General features: G+C 58.0%; 19 protein-coding genes. 11 read left to right on the plus strand and 8 right to left on the minus strand.

All coding sequences use genetic code 11. From position 1 onward, the window contains the following. Positions 1–30: 30 nt before the first annotated feature. Entirely contained in the window at positions 31–921 is an 891-nt protein-coding gene (locus G5182_RS09120) for a LysR substrate-binding domain-containing protein (RefSeq protein ID WP_040067029.1), read from the plus strand. 7 nt (positions 922–928) lie between these two features. Here the strand turns inward: G5182_RS09120 and znuB are convergent, their stop codons facing one another. After that, a complete protein-coding gene (znuB, locus tag G5182_RS09125) occupies positions 929–1,708 on the minus strand; it encodes a zinc ABC transporter permease subunit ZnuB (RefSeq protein WP_033115078.1) in 780 nt (259 codons plus the stop codon). A 21-nt stretch (positions 1,709–1,729) separates the two neighbouring features. Continuing rightward, complete coding sequence (gene znuC / locus G5182_RS09130) at positions 1,730–2,506, minus strand: zinc ABC transporter ATP-binding protein ZnuC (protein ID WP_421209341.1); 777 nt, start codon at positions 2,504–2,506, stop codon at positions 1,730–1,732. Between the two features lie 93 nt (positions 2,507–2,599). Here znuC and znuA point away from each other — a divergent pair, with 93 nt between their 5' ends. Together znuA and G5182_RS09140 are read left to right on the plus strand one after the other, a co-directional pair. After that, the gene (gene znuA, locus G5182_RS09135; protein ID WP_421254344.1) at positions 2,600–3,532 is read left to right on the plus strand and encodes a zinc ABC transporter substrate-binding protein ZnuA; all 933 of its coding nucleotides are present in this window, start codon (positions 2,600–2,602) and stop codon (positions 3,530–3,532) included. A gap of 67 nt (positions 3,533–3,599) precedes the next feature. Beyond that, positions 3,600–4,274: a transglutaminase-like cysteine peptidase gene (locus G5182_RS09140; RefSeq protein WP_005335848.1), complete on the plus strand. Its 675-nt coding sequence runs from the start codon at positions 3,600–3,602 to the stop codon at positions 4,272–4,274. Here G5182_RS09140 and G5182_RS09145 read toward each other — a convergent pair. Both G5182_RS09145 and G5182_RS09150 read right to left on the minus strand, forming a co-directional pair. Next, a complete protein-coding gene (locus G5182_RS09145) occupies positions 4,269–5,210 on the minus strand; it encodes a TAXI family TRAP transporter solute-binding subunit (protein ID WP_227341429.1) in 942 nt (313 codons plus the stop codon). The two genes, G5182_RS09140 and G5182_RS09145, sit on opposite strands and share 6 nt — an antisense overlap. Further along, positions 5,207–6,505, minus strand: coding sequence for a LapD/MoxY N-terminal periplasmic domain-containing protein (locus G5182_RS09150; protein WP_227341428.1), 1,299 nt, complete (start codon positions 6,503–6,505; stop codon positions 5,207–5,209). The genes G5182_RS09145 and G5182_RS09150 overlap by 4 nt, the downstream gene beginning before the upstream one ends. 259 nt (positions 6,506–6,764) lie before the next feature. Here G5182_RS09150 and mepM point away from each other — a divergent pair, with 259 nt between their 5' ends. Further along, positions 6,765–8,102 carry a murein DD-endopeptidase MepM gene (mepM, locus tag G5182_RS09155; RefSeq protein ID WP_216952090.1) on the plus strand — a complete coding sequence of 446 codons (1,338 nt, stop codon included), beginning with the start codon at positions 6,765–6,767 and terminating at the stop codon, positions 8,100–8,102. A gap of 72 nt (positions 8,103–8,174) precedes the next feature. On the opposite strand, the gene G5182_RS09160 is transcribed toward mepM, so the two are convergent. Then, positions 8,175–9,119 (minus strand): D-2-hydroxyacid dehydrogenase, encoded by a 945-nt coding sequence (locus G5182_RS09160; protein WP_216952089.1) that lies wholly within the window; start codon positions 9,117–9,119, stop codon positions 8,175–8,177. Between the two features lie 162 nt (positions 9,120–9,281). Between G5182_RS09160 and G5182_RS09165 the strand changes: the two genes are divergently transcribed. Continuing rightward, positions 9,282–9,863, plus strand: coding sequence for a YjaG family protein (locus tag G5182_RS09165; protein ID WP_216952088.1), 582 nt, complete (start codon positions 9,282–9,284; stop codon positions 9,861–9,863). Positions 9,864–9,934: 71 nt separating this feature from the next. Here the strand turns inward: G5182_RS09165 and G5182_RS09170 are convergent, their stop codons facing one another. Next, positions 9,935–10,414, minus strand: a complete 480-nt coding sequence (locus tag G5182_RS09170; protein ID WP_216952087.1) for a MarR family winged helix-turn-helix transcriptional regulator — start codon at positions 10,412–10,414, stop codon at positions 9,935–9,937. 163 nt (positions 10,415–10,577) lie between these two features. On the opposite strand from G5182_RS09170, the gene G5182_RS09175 reads away from it, so the two are divergent. Both G5182_RS09175 and G5182_RS09180 read left to right on the plus strand, forming a co-directional pair. After that, positions 10,578–11,105 (plus strand): hypothetical protein, encoded by a 528-nt coding sequence (locus G5182_RS09175; RefSeq protein ID WP_421254347.1) that lies wholly within the window; start codon positions 10,578–10,580, stop codon positions 11,103–11,105. A gap of 9 nt (positions 11,106–11,114) precedes the next feature. After that, complete coding sequence (locus tag G5182_RS09180) at positions 11,115–12,713, plus strand: BCCT family transporter (protein WP_421254345.1); 1,599 nt, start codon at positions 11,115–11,117, stop codon at positions 12,711–12,713. 118 nt (positions 12,714–12,831) lie between these two features. Here G5182_RS09180 and G5182_RS09185 read toward each other — a convergent pair whose 3' ends face one another. After that, complete coding sequence (locus G5182_RS09185; RefSeq protein WP_216952086.1) at positions 12,832–14,070, minus strand: multifunctional CCA addition/repair protein; 1,239 nt, start codon at positions 14,068–14,070, stop codon at positions 12,832–12,834. Positions 14,071–14,307: 237 nt separating this feature from the next. Here G5182_RS09185 and mutY point away from each other — a divergent pair, with 237 nt between their 5' ends. From mutY to mltC, 3 genes are all read left to right on the plus strand, one after another. Next, positions 14,308–15,360, plus strand: coding sequence for an A/G-specific adenine glycosylase (gene mutY, locus G5182_RS09190; RefSeq protein ID WP_100652745.1), 1,053 nt, complete (start codon positions 14,308–14,310; stop codon positions 15,358–15,360). Between the two features lie 8 nt (positions 15,361–15,368). Next, positions 15,369–15,641 carry an oxidative damage protection protein gene (locus G5182_RS09195; protein ID WP_005335828.1) on the plus strand — a complete coding sequence of 91 codons (273 nt, stop codon included), beginning with the start codon at positions 15,369–15,371 and terminating at the stop codon, positions 15,639–15,641. 117 nt (positions 15,642–15,758) lie between these two features. Beyond that, complete coding sequence (gene mltC, locus G5182_RS09200; protein ID WP_042052484.1) at positions 15,759–16,862, plus strand: membrane-bound lytic murein transglycosylase MltC; 1,104 nt, start codon at positions 15,759–15,761, stop codon at positions 16,860–16,862. An 85-nt stretch (positions 16,863–16,947) separates the two neighbouring features. On the opposite strand, the gene G5182_RS09205 is transcribed toward mltC, so the two are convergent. Then, positions 16,948–17,334 (minus strand): YgiW/YdeI family stress tolerance OB fold protein, encoded by a 387-nt coding sequence (locus G5182_RS09205; protein ID WP_005335826.1) that lies wholly within the window; start codon positions 17,332–17,334, stop codon positions 16,948–16,950. A gap of 254 nt (positions 17,335–17,588) precedes the next feature. Between G5182_RS09205 and G5182_RS09210 the strand changes: the two genes are divergently transcribed. Continuing rightward, on the plus strand, positions 17,589–18,626 hold the full coding sequence (locus G5182_RS09210; RefSeq protein WP_227341427.1) for an SGNH/GDSL hydrolase family protein: 1,038 nt from the start codon (positions 17,589–17,591) through the stop codon (positions 18,624–18,626). The last annotated feature ends 137 nt before the right edge of the window (positions 18,627–18,763 follow it).

Genomic DNA, 18,763 nt, shown 5'->3' on the forward strand with positions numbered 1-18,763 from the left:
AAAAATGACCATTCATGAGATATTTAGATAATGAAGCTTCCTCCCCTGCGTGCGGTGCAATATTTCGAGGTGGTGGCCCGGCTGCTCAGCTTCTCCCGCGCCGCTCTGGAACTGAACGTCAGCCAGAGTGCGGTCAGCCACCAGATCCGTCTGCTGGAGGATTTTCTGGGTGAGCGCTTGCTGCTGCGTCAGGGGCGGTTGCTCTCGCTGACAACCCAGGGGGAGAGCTACTTCGAAGGGATTGCTGCCGGGCTTAGCCAGATTGCCCAGAGCAGCGAACAGCTGCGCGGTGGCGGCGAGATGCGGTTGCGCCTCGCGGTCTACAGCTCGTTTGCGGTTAAGTGGCTGATCCCGCGGTTGGCTGGATTGCGCCAGCTCTACCCCGAGCTGGATTTGAGTCTGGAGATGGTGGCGGAAGATCCTGAGCTATCTGATAGGGTGGCGGATTGCTTTATCACAGTCTCACCCCACGGACGGGGCTACTGCCACGATCTTATCTATCAGGAGCGGCTCTTTCCGGTCTGTAGTCGCCGCCTGTTGCAGCAGATCAGCGGGGAGTGGCCTGAGGCCATCTGGCAGTTGCCGCTGCTGTCGGTGCAGTCCATCTACAAGGCGCGGGGGGAGGATTGGCAGCGCTGGGCCAAGGCCGGCGGGCTGGTTATTCCGGACGAGGCACGGATGCACCACTTCAGCCATGTGCTGTTGGCGATGGAGGCGGCGGCCTGGGATCAGGGGGTGGCATTCGTGAATGATTACATGCTGCGGCCCGATGATCCCCAGCTGGTGGCCTTGCCGGTACACCAGCTGGAGACGGGGGATGCCTTCTACTTTACCTGCAAGCGCTCGCGGGCCCATGAGCCCGCCATCAGCCGGTTGCGCCAGTGGCTGATGATGGAGACACGCCAGAGCATGCCGCTCTAGCGTGGCATCAAGCTTTCTTAAACTGGCTTAGGACAAACAGGCTGGTGGCGCAGACGACGACAGAGGGGCCTGCCGGAGTATCTTGATACCAGGAGAGGGTCAATCCACCCAGCACGGCGAGACAGCCAATCAGCGCGGCAAAGCCGGCCATCTGCTCCGGTGTCTGGCTAAAGCGGCGGGCGGTAGCGGCAGGGATGATCAGCAGGGAGGTGATGATCAGCGCCCCGACAAACTTCATCGCTACGGCGATCACCAGCCCGATCAGCAGCATCAGCACGCAGCGCAACACGTCGACCCGGATCCCCTCGACCCGCGCCAGCTCTTCCGAGATGGTCATGGAGAGCAGGGGATCCCAAAGTCGCCACAGGGTGAGCAGCACCAGCGCGCCACCGCCGTAGATCCAGAGCAGGTCCATCGGTTGTACCGAGAGCAGGTCGCCGAACAGGTAGGCCATCAGATCCACCCGCACGTTATCCATAAAACTCAAGGTAACCAGACCGAGAGACAGGGCGCTGTGGGCCAGAATGCCGAGCAGGGTATCGGTCGCCACCTGCTGGTTGCGACTCATGATCACCAATAGCATTGCCATGGCGAGGCAGCAGACCACTACCGCCAGGGTGAGATCGACCTGCAGCAGAATGCCCAGCGCGATGCCGAACAGGCAGGCGTGGGAGAGGGTGTCGCCAAAGTAGGCCATCTTGCGCCATACCACGAAGCTACCTAGGGGGCCGGCCAGCAGGGCAATGCCGAGACCGGCCGCGAGGGCGTATAACAGAAAGCTGTCCACTTGAATGTCCTGTTGCTTGCGCTATTTACTGTGAGCGTTGTTGCGAGAAGGCAGGCGGATGACGGGGGCCTGCGGTTCATGATGATGGTGTTCGCCGTCGCAGTGGTGATGGTGGGTATAGACCGCCAGCACCTCCTGCTCCGGGCGCCCGAACAGGCGGGCAAATTCGGGATGGCGGGCCACGCTTTCCGGCTCGCCATGGCAGCAGACGTGGCGATTAAGGCAGATCACCTCGTGGGTGCTGGCCATCACCAGATGCAGGTCGTGGGATACCATCAGCACGGCGCAATTGAACTCGGCGGCGAGCTGACCGATGAGGGCATAGAGTTCAATCTGGCCGGTGATATCAACCCCTTGCACCGGTTCGTCCAGCACCAGCAGCTCGGGCTTGACCAGCAGGGCGCGAGCCAGCAGCACGCGCTGCATCTCGCCGCCGGAGAGCTTCTGCATCCGGTTTTCCAGCAATCCCTCTGCGCCCACCCGGGTCAGTGCCTCCTCGATGGAGAGGCGGCTATTTTTGCCCAGTTGCAGGAAGCGTCGCACTGTCAGCGGCAGGGTGGGATCCAGATAGAGGCGCTGTGGTACATAGCCGACTCTCAGATCGCGGCTGCGGGTGATCTTGCCCGAATCCGGCGTGAGCAGGCCCAGCACCAGCTTGCTCAGGGTGCTCTTGCCCGCCCCGTTGGGGCCGACGAGCGTGGTGATTTTGCCTTTATTGAGGGTAAAGGAGACCTTGTCGAGCACAGAGCGTCCATCAAACGAGAGAGAGACCTCTTTCAGCTCTACCAGTTGGTTCATGACAACTCCGGGGTTTACAGCCAGTGAGAGTTATAATATAACAAAAAGCGGCTGTTATATTATCACATACTCACCCCCTGACGAGATTCACCAATGAGAATTATTGTGCTTTTCACTGCCCTGCTGGCGGTGAGTTTGCCTGTTCGTGCCATTGAGGTTCTGACCACCATCAAGCCCCTTGGCTTCATCGCCGCGGCGATCACTGGCGGGGTGAGCGAGCCCAAGGTATTGCTGCCGACCGGTGCCTCTCCCCACGATTTCTCCCTGCGCCCTTCCGATATTCGCAACATCAACAGTGCTGGGCTGGTGGTGTGGGTTGGCCCCGAGCTGGAAGGTTTTATGGCCAAGCCGCTGGCCAATCATCCCCATGCTTTGGCCCTGACTCAGGTTGAGGGAATGCCGCTGTTCAACTACGCGACTCAGGATAGTCATGACTCCCATGACCATGATGATCACGATCATGCCGCCCACGAGCACGGTGACCATGATGAAGGGCATGAGGGGCATCATCACGAAGGGGTCGATCCCCACATCTGGCTTGGCCCGACGCAGGCCAAGGTAATTGCCAAGGCGATCGCAAGTGAATTGGGCAAGCTGGATCCGACCAATCAGGCTCGCTATGACGCCAACCTCGCGGCATTTGATACCAAGGTGGATGCCAAGGACAAGGTGATTGCCGGCCAGATGAAGGCAGTGAATGAGAAGGGGTACTTTGTCTTCCACGAGGCGTATGGCTACTGGGAGCGCCATTACGGCATGAGTTCAAAAGGTCACTTTACCGTGAGCCCTGAGCGTCGCCCGGGCGCCAAGACCCTGGTGGATATCCGCAAGGCACTGGAAGAGAAGCAGGCGAGCTGCATTTATGCCGAGCCGCAATTTTCACCGGCAGTGATCGAATCGGTGGCACGCAATACTGGCGCCAAGGTGCTGTTGCTTGATGAGGTGGGTGAACAGGTGCCGCTCGGCCCGGATGGTTATCCCCAATTCATGCAACAACTGGCAGACGCATTTGCCCAATGTCGCTGATTAGCGGCTGAGTCTCTCATCCGGACGGACTATACTGACCTCCAGCATCTGACATGGAGTGTCCGGTATGAAATGGTTGTTGATCCCGGCCTGCACACTGGCGCTATGTTGCGCCAACGTGCAGGCTTCGCGTCTTTCCGAATATATTGCCAGTCCGGACCTGCGGGCCAAGCTGCAGGAAGTGTATGGTGGCCGGGCCATCCAGCGGGCCGAGGCATTTTCTCGCCTGCTCACCCCCAGAGCGGGTACAACCGACCAGCAGAAGATCGAGCTGGTGAACAACTACTTCAACAATCTGACCTACAGCGAGGATCCCAAGCTGTGGGGGGATGAGGATTACTGGGCCAATCCGCTGGAGTTCATCGGTGCCCGGGGTGGGGATTGCGAGGATTACAGCATCTCCAAGTACTACACCTTGATGGAGCTGGGGGTGGATGAGAAGAAGCTGCGGCTGGCCTACGTCAAGGCTGTGCGTTACAACCAGTTCCACATGGTGACGCTCTACTTCCCTACGCCCAAGGCTGACCCACTGGTGCTCGACAACATCAACAGCCGGATCCTGCCGGGCAGCAAGCGTACCGATCTCATTCCCGTTTACAGTTTCGATGCCAAAAGCATCTGGATCATGAAGTCACGGCGGGAAGGGACGCTGGCGGGGAGCGCCGATCGGTTGGCGCAGTGGACATCGATGAAGACCCGTTTCTCGAGCGAGCAACTGCGCTCTCCCCGCCGTCAGCTATAGTTTGCCCGCCGCTTTCAGCTCCTCGAAATATTTCGCCGCGCCCGGATGCTGCTCAATACTCAGCACCGGGCCGGTTTTATTGCGTGCCCGGTGAAACATATTGGCGTAGCCATAAGTCTGCTCATTGAACTTGGTCTGCTGGGTCAGCATGGCCTTGGTCAGACGATAGACAGACTCTTCCGGCATGCTGGCATTGGTAACCAGGGTGGCGGCAATGGCAAAGGTGGGCGTTGCCTTCAGATTGCCGGGGTAGATACGAGCGGGCACCTGACTACGTTGGTAATATTTGACCCCCTTGAGTAGCTGATCCCGGGTGGCCCCATCGATGGGGAGGAAAGTGACCGCGCAACGTTTGGCGGTGTCGAGCACAATCCGGTTGGGATGCCCCATCACCAATGCAAATGCGTCGATCTGCTTGCTGCAGAGCGCATCCGGCAGGTTGGCCATGCTTTTCAGATCGAGATCCTGTTCTTTCGCTCCCAAGATGTTGAACAGGGTCAGCGCCGTCTGGCGGGTTCCCGAGCTCTTCAACCCCATATCGATGGGGGCGAGCTTGAGCTGTTCCAGTGACGTGATATCACCATCGGCACGGATCACTATGGTGAAGGGCTCGGCATGGGTGGCAAACAGGGCGCGCAGCTCAGGTTGCGGCTGCGTGGCAAAAGGGCCCAAGCCCTGGCTTGCCTGATATAGCCAGTCTGACTGCACCATGGCGTAGGCGGTCTCGCCACTCTTCAGCCGCTTCAGGTTTTCTATTGAACCCGATGAGCTCTGCAATGTGCACGCAAGTTGCTCATCGACCTCATGGGCCAGACGGCAAAACTCTTTGGTTATCTGGTGATAAATCCCCTGCTCACCCCCGGTGGTTATAGTGACGGTTTCAGCCATCAGGCCGGGTTGCCACAGCAGAGGCAACAGCATGGCGAGCTTCTTCATGATTGCGCCTCCTTGGCATAACCATCGATACCCCAGGTCCGCAGTTTGTCGATGTCGCGACACTCTCCCGATTCTGCCAGTAGGGTATAGCCAGCAGCATGCATGGTTTGGGAGAGCAGATTCCAGTAGAGCGGCGCATCGGTCAGCTGACAGCTGATAAAAATGGGATTGAGCGGGTCAAGTTGATTGAAGGTATCCGCATTGAGGGGAATGGCGCTGAAGGCGAGCTCACACCCCTGTTCCTGCAACGCAGCCAATGTGGCTTGGCCGTGGGCGGGAAAGGTGACCACATCCCAGCGCCAATCCAGTGTTTTGCCGCGGCCCTGGCTTAGCAGGGGGGAGATCTCGGACCATTGCGGGTGATTGAGCAGGGAGAGGGGCAGCAAGATCCCCTCTATATGAGAGTGCTGCCACTGTTGCAGGGCGCTCTGGATGGTTGCGAGAGCGCTGTCGGCACCGAGGGGCTGACTGGGCAAGAAACGCTGATAGAGCGCGATCTCCCCTTGTGTGGAGACAAATTTTTGCAGTTGCCCGCCTTCCGGCAGTGGGCTTAGCCCTTGCAGTGGCTGTGGCATGGTTGGGGCAAGCTGTTTTCCCAGTTGGGTGATCTTGAGTCGTTGTTGCAGCAGATCCCGTTTGCGTTCGGAAACCAATTGGTTGATGGAAAGTGCCACCTCTTTAAGGTCTTGCAACCAGGGAGTGGGCAGGGTGCTGTTGAACTGGTGTTTGCGGATACGGATCAGCTGCAGGTTGATCTGCTCCAGGGGCTGCAGCAGGCGTTTGCACACCAGGGAGATGATCAGGGTAAATACGACGAGGCCCGCCAACAGCGCCAGACCGGTGCGACTGATGGCATTCCACAGATGCTGATAGGCGTAGCCGCTATGTCCCTCAAGGGTCAGAGTGCCCAGCATGCGCCAGCCATCGGTCAACTCTTGCTCAATCTTGACGGGGGGCATGCCGATAACCGAGGGAAGCCAGCCGGGAACATTCTGCTGGGTAGAGTGGAATACCTTCTGAAACAGCACCTGACCATCCGGATCCACCAGCATGACCGAGCTGACGAAACCGCCATCGAACATGGCATTGACGATGGTTTCGGCCAGCACCTGATCATCATTGAGCAGGGTGCCTTGCAGTACCAGTCCAAGGGCTGTGATGGCGGTCTCCAGATTGGCCGACATCTGATCAAGGATTGACTGGCGGACTGTGGAGACTTCAAGAACGAACAACATAACTGCACCAATCAGGAACAGTACAAGGATTATCCAGCGCAACAGTTTTGATAACGTCATATCCACTCCATGGAAAAATTATCGCAACATTTGAATTTTTAATGCCGAATCGAGTCCGACCCGGCTCTTAAAAATAGGAAAAAATAGTTAAAAAAGGCGATCATTTCTGCCCATCAGGGCGTGTTATGCATAAAATGTGAGGTTCATGCAGATTGTGATGAACTATTTGTAATTTGTTTTGTCCAAAAAACAGTTTTATACGGTTTTGTCACAACTGACATCGCAATACTCTCTCTTGGATCTAAATACAGGATAGCGGATGAAACGTCTCCGTCCCTTGGTAGCACAGGCTGCCAATTGGGAACCACCGGTTCCCCGCAAACATTTTTACGCCATGCTGATGCTGACGGCCATGACCTTGTCAGCAGTGGCATTGCTGCCAGCGCCGGGGGATATCCTGGAGCGGCCTCTTCGCCTTGAGTTGCCCATTGATACCGCCGGTACGGCAACCAACGAAAACAACACCGATTTTAACGAAATCCCAGACCACGAACTGGTTGATCAGAGTGCGGCAGAGGACGATATCCCTGTTGATACCGCACCGCAGTGGCAGGATTACCGAGTGCGTAATGGTGAGAACCTGACCGCCATTTTTAACAATCTGGGACTCTCTACCACTACTCTCTACAAGGTACTTGATGCGGACAGCAAGAACTATCTGGCCAGATTGAAACCGGGCCAGACCATAGAGCTGCTGATCGATCAGGACAACATTCTGCAACAACTCAAGATCCGCTTGAACATCAAGCAGACGCTGGTGATGGCGCGCAGTGACGATGCTTATACTGCCTCCATGATCAACGAGAAGGTCGAGTGGCAGCCGCAGCGTTACAGTGGCGTGATCAACGGCAGTTTCTATGTCAGTGCCCGCAATGCTGGCATTCCTGCCAATCATATCCAGAAGATTGCCAACCTGTTCCAGTGGCGGATGAACTTTGCCCAGGATCTGAAAAAGGGCGATAAATTCAAGGTGTTGGTACGCCAGGAGACAGTCGAGGGCAAGAGCACCGGTAACAGCCAGCTGCTGGGTGTGGAAATGATCAGTCAGGGCAAGACGGTGTCGGCCTGGCTCTCCGATGATGGCAACTATTACGATGGTCAGGGCAACAGCCTGGAGCGTGGTTTCCGCCGTTATCCGACCCACAGTCGTTACCGGATCAGCTCAAACTTCAACCCCGCGCGCAAGCATCCTGTGACTGGTGCTATCCGTCCCCACGAGGGGACCGACTTTGCCGTTCCGGTGGGTACCCCGGTACTGGCCACGGGTGACGGTGTGGTCCAGAAGGCGACCAGCCACCCGCTGGCGGGTACCTATATCGTCATCAAGCACGGTCGAACCCTCTCTACCCGTTATCTGCACCTGAGCAAGTTGCTGGTCAAAACCGGTCAGCGGGTGAAGATGGGCGACAAGATCGGCCTCTCCGGCAATACCGGTCGCTCGACTGGTGCTCACTTGCATTACGAGCTGCGGATCAACAACCGTCCGGTTAATGCCATGACCGCCAAGCTGCCGATGGCTGAACCGCTCAGTGGCAAGGAGCGTCGCCAGTTCCTGGCCAAGGTGAAGAGCTACCGCAAGGAGCTGGCCGCCGGTTAATCGCTGTAGCCACTAGCTGAAATGAAAAGGCCCCGCCAGACTGGCGGGGCTTTTTTGCATGAGCAGTGTTGGTCAGTAACCCTTGTCGAAGTCAATCTTGCCATCCAGTGGCTGGCCATCGATAAAGCGAATGTAGTTGCGTACAAATATCTGGGCCACATCCTCTGGAAAGCTGTAGGCGCTGTTGTGGGGGGTGACGATTAGGTTGGGTTGTCCCCACAGTGGACTGTCGGCGGGCAGCGGCTCCTGCTCGAATACATCCAGCACCGCCATTGCCAGCTTGCCGGTACGCAGCGCTGTGAGCAGGTCACCCGAGTGTACAGCGCTGCCACGACCGACGTTGAACAGGATGGCGCCCGGTTTGCAGTGTTCGAAGCGCGCGGCATTGAACAGATGACGGGTATCGCGGGTGGCAGGCAGCACGCTGACGATGACATCGGCCTGCGCCAGCATCTTGTTGAGCGCAGGCAGTTGATAAACCTGGTCAAACCCGGCACGTTCCCGACCACTGCGGCTGATGCCCAGCACCTTCATACAAAAATGTTTGCCGGTGTGGGCGATATGCTGGCCAATGCTGCCGGTACCCAGGATCAGCATGGTTTTCCCTTTGAGCCCCTGATAGGGGTGACTCTGCCAGAGTCGTTGTCTTTGTTGTTCCCGATAGAGAGGAAGTTGGCGTGTCAGACTGAGCAGATGACCAAAGACATACTCGCTCATCAGCGGGCCGAAGATGCCGCGCACGTTGGTGAGCTGATAGTTGCGACGACTGTCCGGATCGAGCAGCACGTCGACCCCGGCATAGGTGGACTGGAACCAGCTCAGCTTGTTGGCTTTGGGCAGCAGTGGCTTGGCGCGGGCTGGCTCTGCCAGCAGAATATGGGCCTCGCCGATAAGTTGTTCGGCATCGCTCGGGTTGTCGGCCCGCAGAATGCGCAGATGAGGGAGGTTGGCCGCCTTGAGCAGACGTTCGTAGTGAGCATTATCCTGGCTGAGCAAAAGAAGGGTACGTTGGCTCATACTCTTGTTCCTTATCAGAATTTGCGGCGCGACAAGATGCCGCTCTCGTCCCATCTTACCCGAGTTGCCAGCGCAACATAGCCGACCAGGGCGCTTTTTCGTTTTCGCCACGCCCCTCGTGGGCTACAATCTGCCCCACATTTTGCAAAGGATCCGACTCCAGTGTTTGGTGACAAGTTTTATAAGCGACTGGCCGAGCTACAGCCTTGGCAACAGACCGTCTACACCCTGGCGCTGGCAGAGCGCATGTACCCCAACTATGCCCTGTTCAGCCAGGCTTCCGGTTTTGGCAATGCAGATGCCTTCCGGCACGCGCTGGATCAGATGTGGAACTATCTGACCGTCAAGGGCTCACGTGTCAATCTGGGAGCCATTCTCGAAGAGTTAGAAGCCCATATCCCGGATCCCCGCAAGTTTGAATCCTACGGCGCCTATCCGGCGCTGGATGCCTGTGTGGCACTGGGCTGCGCCTACAACTCGGTGATCTGCCGGGTTGGCGAAGAGGCCAACGATGCCAGCCATGCCTCCGTTGGCACTGTGGCCGGTTTTATCGAGCTGCTGGAGGAGCGGGATCTGACAGAAGAGGAGCTCTACGAGCACGAGTACATGGAGGCCGAGCTGGAGTTTCAGGTCGAGTTGCTCAAGCGGGTTGCCCATGAGCGCGACAGCGATCGTATCCTGGCTATCAGAGCATTCGCCTCTCAGGATGGCGTCTCCAATATCGGTATCAGCCTGGAAGAGTAATTATCTCCGGTGCCTGATAGACAAAAGCTCCCGGTCGGGAGCTTTTTTTATGTCTGTCATTCTGTGGCTGTTTAAGCTTGCTCTTCGGTCAGGGGTCTGACGCTCAGCACCGGGGCAGCGTCGATTTCGTCTGCATTCATCATGGTGGAGATGCGTTGCAGGGAGGAGAGCAGCAGGGTCTGTTCCCACGCTTCCAGCGCCTGAAAACGCTGGATGAAGCGCTCTTGCAGCGGGGTCGGGGCCTGGGCCAGCAGGGCGCGGCCTGCGTCAGTCAGTGTCGCGTGAACCTTGCGCTTGTCGGTATTGCTGCGAACGCGCTGCACCAGTTGACGGCTCTCCAATCGGTCCATGATGGTAGTGGCGGTGGCCTGGCTCATGTTGGTGTGATCGGCCAGCTGACGCATGGAGATCTGTCCCAGCTCGTCGATCCCTTTTAGCAGCAATAGTTGCGGGGAAGTGAGCCCGGCTTCTTTGATCAAGCGCCTGGAGTGCATGTCGATGGCACGAATAATCTGGCGCAGGGCGACCAGTACTTCATCATGTTTTTCCATGGGGTGTGCGTCATTTGAGGGCTATGGAGAGGCGCAAAATTTTCCGCCTAATTCGTTACAAGGTCAATATTGTTTTTGTTGTAATGGTTTTTGCTCTAATCAATTTTGTGTTAGGTTGTCGGGCATTTCACGGAATTCACCCTGACATTTGAGGAGCGAGATGATGAATGACGAGCTGGATATCAAGTCTCTGGTGGCCGAGTTACGTGTGGTTAGAGTGCGCTATGAACTGCCGGACACCTCGGCTTTTGTGCGTTATCAGCCTGCCTATGATGAAGACCCCAACAACCTCAAGGTACACCACTATGATGGTGAGTTACCCCTCTCTTGCAGTGAGACAGGTACTTTCAACCTAAAGGAGTTGGTGAATGAATTACGCTACGCCTATGTGCTGGTGCACCTCTTTCCTGACGAAAGCGCCATGAACTTCTATCTGACCGGCCTCGATACCGGCCTGGCCCAGCTGGAGTTCATCGGCGGCTCTTACGACTTCAACCGCCTCTGGATCACCAGCGGTGTCTCCAATCAGGGTGTCCCCATGGCCATCTTCCTCGGCAAGCGTCACGCCGTGAACGGCCAGCCCTCGGTTTCGCTGGTGGATCACCGCAAACAGGCAGCCGGCAAACTGGTCTATCGCGCCATCGGCGGGGCCGGTGATCATGTGGGCGAAGACTTTTTCAACAACGACTAAGGAGGCTGGATGCGAGCAAGCAAAGGGCTATTGAAAGGCCTCAACCCCACCATGGCCATGACGGCCCTCACCGTGATCACCCTGTTTTTACTGTTTGGCGTTTTTGTTCCCGATACCGCAGCCGCCTGGTTTGTCGGTGCCAAGGATCAGATTATTGCCGGGTTCAAGTGGTACTACATTCTGGTGGTCGCCCTGTTCCTGTTCTTCGCTGTCTACCTGATGTTCAGCCGTTTTGGCAGCATCCGGCTGGGTGACGACGACCAGGTACCGGAGTTCGGCTACTTCGCTTGGTTCTCCATGCTCTTTAGCGCGGGCATGGGGATCGGTCTGGTGTTCTGGAGCATCGCCGAGCCGATGAACCATCTGCAGGGCAATCCGTTCATTACCGAAGGGATGACCCCGGAAGCGGCCCAGATCGCCATGCGCCTCACCTTTTTCCATTGGGGCCTGCACCCCTGGGCCATCTATGTGATCGTTGGCTTGTCGCTGGCTTTTTTCAGTTATCGCCGCAAGTTGCCGCTGGCTATTCGCTCCGTGCTTTACCCCATTCTCGGTGAGCGCATCTACGGCTTCTGGGGCCATGCGGCCGATGTGCTGGCGGTGTTCGGCACCGTGTTCGGGGTGGCAACCTCCCTCGGTCTGGGGGTCTCCCAGATGAATACCGGCCTCAACCAGATGTTCGGTATGGCAGTGTCGCAGTCCAACCAGCTTTGGCTGATTGGCGGTATCAGCCTGATCGCCACCCTCTCGGCGGTTTCCGGGGTCGGGCGCGGGGTGAAGATCCTCTCCGAGCTCAATATCTGGCTGAGCGTCTTCGTACTCGCACTCTTTCTGGTGCTGGGGCCGACCACCTATATCCTCAACGCCTATGTACAGAACATCGGTGATTACCTGCAGAACATCGTCAAACTGAGCTTCTGGACCAACACCGAGGCCAACGGCACCTCGGCCTGGCAGTCGAGCTGGACGGCGTTTTACTGGGGCTGGTGGATTGCCTGGGCGCCGTTTGTCGGCATGTTTATCGCCCGTATTTCCAAGGGGCGTACTATCCGCGAGTTTGTGCTCGGTGTGTTGCTGGTACCCTCGCTGCTCGGCATGTTCTGGCTCACCGTGTTTGGCGGTACGGCGATGAATCTGGAGCTGTTTGGCGGTGGCGGCGTGGTCGCTGCGGTCAATCAGGATGTGACGCTGGCGCTCTACAAGACGGTCGAACTGCTGCACTGGGATACCTTCGGCTGGATCGCCAAGGCCGTGCTGACCCTGCTCATCTGCACCTACTTCATCACCTCCAGTGACTCGGGCACGCTGGTCATCACCACTCTGCTCTCCATCGGTGATCAGGAGCCGCCGGTACTGCACCGCGTCGTATGGGGTCTGGGGCAGGGGCTGGTTGCTGCTATCCTGCTGGTCTCTGGCGGCCTGGCAGCCTTGCAGGCGGCCAGCATCATAGCGGCGCTGCCCTTCTCGGTGATCATGCTGGCGATGTGCTATTCGCTGATGCTGGGGCTCAAGCAGGAGAGCCAGCGCCAGTTCGAGTATCGCCAGAATCTCAAGCGCCACGATGGCTCATCCCATATGAGCCTGATGGAGCGAATTGGTCCTGCATAACGGCACCAGCAGGGGTTAGCGCCCCCTTACATATAAACTTGGATGCAAAACGGCCGCCCTGGCGATGCTCTCCTTGCGGAGCTCATCATCAGGGCGGCCGTCTGTTATGGGGCCGAGGTTACTCCTCGATAAAGGTCCACTCATCCTTGATGCGGCTAATGGCATCAGTGCGCTTTTTGGCGAGCTGCTCCTTGATCTCTTCTCCCTTGTAACCGGCCGCCACTATCTCTTTCACCGGCACTGCCTGGGCGGCAGCCAGCGCTTCGGCCACATAGTCCGGCTCGGCGTAGACCCGCTCCTCGAAACCGGTGCGGCCGTGGAAGTCGGCGCGGCAGGCATCCAGCAACTGGGCAAAGCGCTCGGGGCGACGCCAGGCATCAGCCTTGTCGAACACTTTGAGCAGGGTGGCGGGCTTGAGCTCAAAGGCAATATGGATGTGGGTGTGCAGATCGCTCACCAGCAGCGCCAGATCCCGGCACTCATTGGGTACCCGGAACCGCTCGCACAGGGCGCGAATAAGCGGCAGCCCTTTCTGGCCGTGACCGTGATGGCTGGGCCAGAACTCCTTGGGGGTCACTCCCTTGCCAAGGTCGTGGCAGAGGGCGGCAAAGCGGACTGTCAGCTCGGGGGAGATCCGGCACGCCTGCTCCAGCACCATCAGGGTGTGGATGCCGGTATCGATCTCCGGATGCCACTTGGCCGGGGCGGGGACGCCGAACAGAGCGTCGATTTCGGGGAAGAGCGCCTTTAGGGCGCCGCACTGGCGCAGCACCTCGATAAAGATCTGCGGGGTTGGCCCCAGCAGCACCTTCTCTAGCTCCTTCCAGACTCGCTCCGGCGTGAGGTGGGTTAGCTCGCCAGCGGCCGTCATCTCGCTCATCAGGGCGAGAGTTTCCGGCGCTATGGTAAAGCCCTGAGCGTGGAAGCGGGCGGCGAAGCGGGCAACCCGCAGGATGCGCAACGGATCTTCGGCAAAGGCGGGGGAGACGTGGCGCAGCAGCCGTTTTTCCAAATCCTCGATGCCACCGTAGGGATCGTGAAGCTGGCCCTGATCATCTTCGGCGATGGCGTTGATGGTGAGATCCCGGCGCAGCAGATCCTGCTCGAGCGTCACATCGGGGGCGGCGTGGCAGACAAAGCCGGTGTAGCCCTGACCCTGTTTGCGCTCGGTACGGGCGAGGGCATATTCCTGCTGGGTTTTGGGGTGAAGAAACACCGGAAAGTCGCGACCGACCTGGGTAAAACCCAGCGCCAGCATCTGCTCCACGGTGGCGCCGACCACCAGATGATCCCTGTCGCCCTGCGGTAATCCCAGCAGGCGATCCCTCACTGCGCCCCCAACCAGATAAGTCTGCAAACCATCTCTCCCGTCATCAATCGTGGGGCCGAGTATATCGTCTTTGTTACCGCTTTGCTGCCTGGCCACCACCTGCCCGCAGCGTCAGTCAGCGCGGCTTTGACTTGGGCGTGACGAGGCCTTACGCTGCCGCACCAGACAGCTGGCGCTGTGCTGCGGGATGACTTTATGCCCGCGCAGGCCAGATGAGCCGAAGGAACCGCAGAGTTCCCCATATATCAACGACATGAGAACAACGTGAATCAATCAACCTTCGCAAGCCGGGTTCTGGAGTGGTACGAGCTTCATGGCCGCAAAACCCTGCCCTGGCAGCAGGAGAAGACCCCTTACCGGGTCTGGGTCTCGGAGATCATGCTGCAGCAGACTCAGGTCGCCACAGTCATCCCCTATTACCAGCGTTTTATGGCGCGCTTCCCCGATGTAGTGGCGCTGGCCGATGCCCCTGTCGACGAGGTGCTGCACCACTGGACCGGGCTTGGCTACTACGCCCGGGCCCGCAACCTGCACAAGGCGGCCCAGCAGATCCGCGATCACCACCATGGTCTCTTTCCCGAGCGCTTTGACGAGGTGATGGCGCTGCCGGGCATTGGTCGCTCAACCGCCGGGGCCGTGCTGTCGCTCTCTCTGGGTCAGCCCCACGCCATCCTTGATGGCAATGTGAAGCGTGTACTCACCCGCTGGCTGGCGCTGCCGGGCTGGCCCGGCCAAAAACAGGTGGAGAACGAGCTGTGGGAGATCGCCATCCGGCTGACCCCCAAGCTGGGGGTGGCGCAATACAATCAGGCAATGATGGATATCGGGGCCACTATCTGCACCCGCAGCAAGCCTGCCTGTGATCGCTGTCCGGTGCGGGCCGATTGCCAGGGGCTGTCGCAAGGCAAGCCTACCGCTTATCCCAACAGCAAGCCGAAAAAGAGCATTCCGGCCCGCGATGGCGTCATGTTGTTGATCCGCCATGGTGACGAGTTATTGCTGGAGAAGCGGCCGCCACAGGGGATCTGGGGCGGGCTCTACTGCTTCCCGCAGGTGGCCTCGCTGGCGGAGGTGGATGGTCTGCTGGCGTCCCTTGGCCTGAGCCATCACGGTTATCGTGAACTGGCCGGTTTTCGCCATACCTTCAGCCACTTCCATCTCGATATTCAGCCGCTGCTGATTGACATTGATGAGGCGCAGCCGCTGCGGCTCATGGAAGCAGATAACCGACTCTGGTATAACTTACGCCATCCTGCCGAGGTGGGGCTGGCGGCCGCCACGGCCCGCCTGCTCGCCTATCCAGAGTTACAACCATAGAGGTCAACATGAGCCGTACTGTATTTTGCCAACGCCTGAAAAAAGAGGGCCCGGGTCTGGATTTCCAACTCTATCCCGGTGAGCTCGGCAAGCGGATTTTTGACAACATCAGCAAGGAAGCCTGGGCCGAGTGGCAGAAGAAGCAGGTGATGCTGATCAACGAGAAAAAGCTCAACATGATGAATCTTGAGCATCGCCAACTGCTGGAAAAAGAGATGGTCAGCTACCTGTTTGATGCAGGTGAAGTGCAGATCGAAGGTTACACCCCGCCTGCCCAGTAAGCTCTCCGGCTGTTGTACGTGTGAACAGGTGCGGGAATGGCGCCACACTGGCGTGACCGCTCCTGAAGTCGCAGCAAATGAATGATGGGCAGCTCTGCTGCCCGGTTTGAGGATCCTATGGGCCGAATTTTTTGGCTGCTGTGCACCCTGCTGTTTCTCTCTGCCTGCTCATCCTCCCCCAAGCCCAGCGGGAGTGAGGATGACGATCTGGTCAACGGCAAGGACATCCGCGGTTTTGAACACATGATCAGCGCGCTCTCCCATAACGTGAACGAGATATGGGGGCGGGAGGCGCTGTTTGCGGGCAAGTTTGACTACGTCAAATACACGGATCAGTACAAGAGCCGGGCCCACATCGACTTCTCCAGCGGTCACATCATGGTGGAGACGGTCTCGGGCATCGATCCCCGCGCTCACCTGCGTCGCGCCATCATCGAGACCCTGCTGACGCCGGACGATCCGGCCGAAGTGGATCTTTACTCCGACCGGGAAATTCTGACTGGTGGCGAGCCCTTCCTCTACGGTCAGGTGCTGGACAATCAGCGCCAGCCAATCCGCGCCTCCTGGCGCGCCGAGCGTTATGCCGATTACCTGCTCAACACTGCGATGAAGAAGCGCACTTTGGGGATTCGCACCATCTTCTTCGTCGATATTCCCATGGTGGCCAACCATGAAGATCGACGGGGCTACAAGTATGCGGGGATCATCCGGGAAGCGTCGCGCAAATACGGCGTGCCGGAGAGCCTGATCTATGCGGTGATCAAGACCGAGAGCAGCTTCAACCCCTATGCGGTGAGCCATGCCAACGCTTATGGCCTGATGCAGGTGATCCCGGCTACCGCCGGTCGTGACGTCTATGTTCGGGTCAAGGGCAAGAACGGCCAGCCGACCCGGGAGGAGCTGTTCAACCCGGCCTACAACATCGATGTCGGTACCGCTTATCTGCACCTGTTGCAGACCGTCTATCTGGCGGATATCGAGGATCCGCGCTCCCGTCGCTATGCGGTGATCTCCGCCTATAACGGTGGTGCTGGCGGGGTACTCAATACCTTCTCCAGCGATCGCAAGGCGGCGCCGGGTCGGATCAACCGGCTCTCCCCCGAGGCGGTCTATCAGGTGTTGACCGAGCAGCATCCCAAAGAGGAGGCGCGCCGTTACCTCTACAAGGTCAATCAGGCCGAGAAGGGGTTCAAGAGAGCCTTTGCCAGTCGGGCCGGTTAAGCGGTGATGCTGGGTTAACCATGCAAAAGGGCGCTTGATATCAAGCGCCCTTTTAACGTCTGGCCAGTTCGTCGTTGAAGTGGCCTTATTTGGCGATAAAGCCGCCCTTGGTCTGCGGGGCCGCGCCCACTTTCTCCAGGGTTTTCACTTCCACTTCGGTCTTGTTCCAGCTGTGGTCCACTTCACCACGGATGCGGATCTGATCATCCGGGCCCACTTCGGTGCCACGCCACACATCCTGATCCACTTCGACCTCCACTTCACCGCTGGCATCGCGGAACAGATAGTTCTCGCCGCCCAGGTGCTTGACCAGTTTCCCTTCCAAGGTGGCCCAGCTGTCATCGGCCAGATCTTTCAGTTGAGCAACGGAAACCTTGTTCTGCTCCTGCGGGCCGGTATAGGCCGCCATGGCAAAAGAGGAGACAGACATCAGGGTCAACAGTCCGATTACGCTTGCGCTTGCCTTGTTCATTTCATACTCCTGTCGTTGGTATGAGGGCATTGTGCCGGGGGGGGCGTGAAACAAGCGTGAAAGAAATAGGCTGGTGTGATTGTCTGTTTTGTGAGCGCAAGCGATTTCATCGGTGGCGGAACATGTGTGATTTCATCTGGAACTGTAATCTGTCGCCTTCACCAGAAGTCAGTGGCAGCAGACTCTTCCCATGCCTGTCGCCACTCGAGGAGAAGTCCGCAGGTCTCACCTGCTTAATCGAAGAGCATAACAATATGAAAAAATGGCTTGTTTGTTTATTGGGGTTAATGGCATTGACCGCGCAAGCGGCAGAGGGACGTCAACCTTTTTCCCGGGTCGTGATGTTTGGTGACAGCCTCTCCGACACCGGCAAGATGTACAAGAAGATGCGGGGGTATCTCCCCTCCAGCCCACCTTACTTCAACGGGCGTTTCAGCAACGGCCCGGTGTGGCTGGAGCAGTTGGGTGACGAGCGCTTCCCCGGTCTGGTCGTGGCCAACGAGGCGGAAGGCGGTGCAACGGCGGTGGCCTATAACCATCTGGGCGCCCTGAACGGCTGGCTCGGTTTCTGGTCCTGGGATCCCAAATATCAGGTGATCAACAACCTCGATTACGAGATCGATCAGTTCCTGAAAAAGGACAAGTTCCGTCCCGATGATCTGGTGGTGATCTGGGTCGGAGCCAACGACTATCTGGCCTATGGCTGGAACACCGAGCGGGATGCGGATCGGGTGATCGATACCATCCGTCTGGCATCCAACCGGTTGGTGCTCAACGGTGCGCAGCAGATCCTGCTGTTCAACATTCCTGATCTGGGGCAGACCCCGTCAGCCCGCAGCATGAAGGTGGTGGAGAAGGTGCGCCATGTGGCCAGCTACCACAACCAGAAGTTGCAGAATCTCACTCGAGAGCTGGCTCCCCTTGGCATCGTGAAGTTGTTCGAAGTGGACAAGCAGTTTGACGAGATGATGCGCGATCCCCAGCAGTTTGGTCTGAGTGACACTGAGCACTCCTGCTACGGTGGTGGCTATATGTGGAAGCCATTCTCCGGCAGCGCCGCCGAGGTGGCTGCGACCCCGGCTTTAAGTTTCTCCGAAAGAGTGGCTATTGCCGGTAACCCGATCCTGGCGCAGGCGGTGGTGAGCGGGCAGGCAAAAGGGCGAGCAGCGACTCTAAACTGCGATGAGCATATGTTCTGGGATCAGGTGCATCCGACCAGGACGGTGCACAAGGTACTGAGCCAGCGTGTTGCTGACTTTATCGATCAGCACTACGAGTTTGTTCGTCACTGATATCGCTTCGGGCCAGCATGTTGCTGGCCTTTTTTCCCTTTCAGCCCTCATCTGTGCGTCTTTTTGCGTCACATTCAGTTCAAATAACAAACGTTTGTTGCTGTTTTTGTAACGTGGTTGCGTTAGAGTGTTTTTTG

Source organism: Aeromonas sp. 600948 (assembly GCF_049174875.1).
Lineage (GTDB): Bacteria > Pseudomonadota > Gammaproteobacteria > Enterobacterales > Aeromonadaceae > Aeromonas > Aeromonas veronii_A.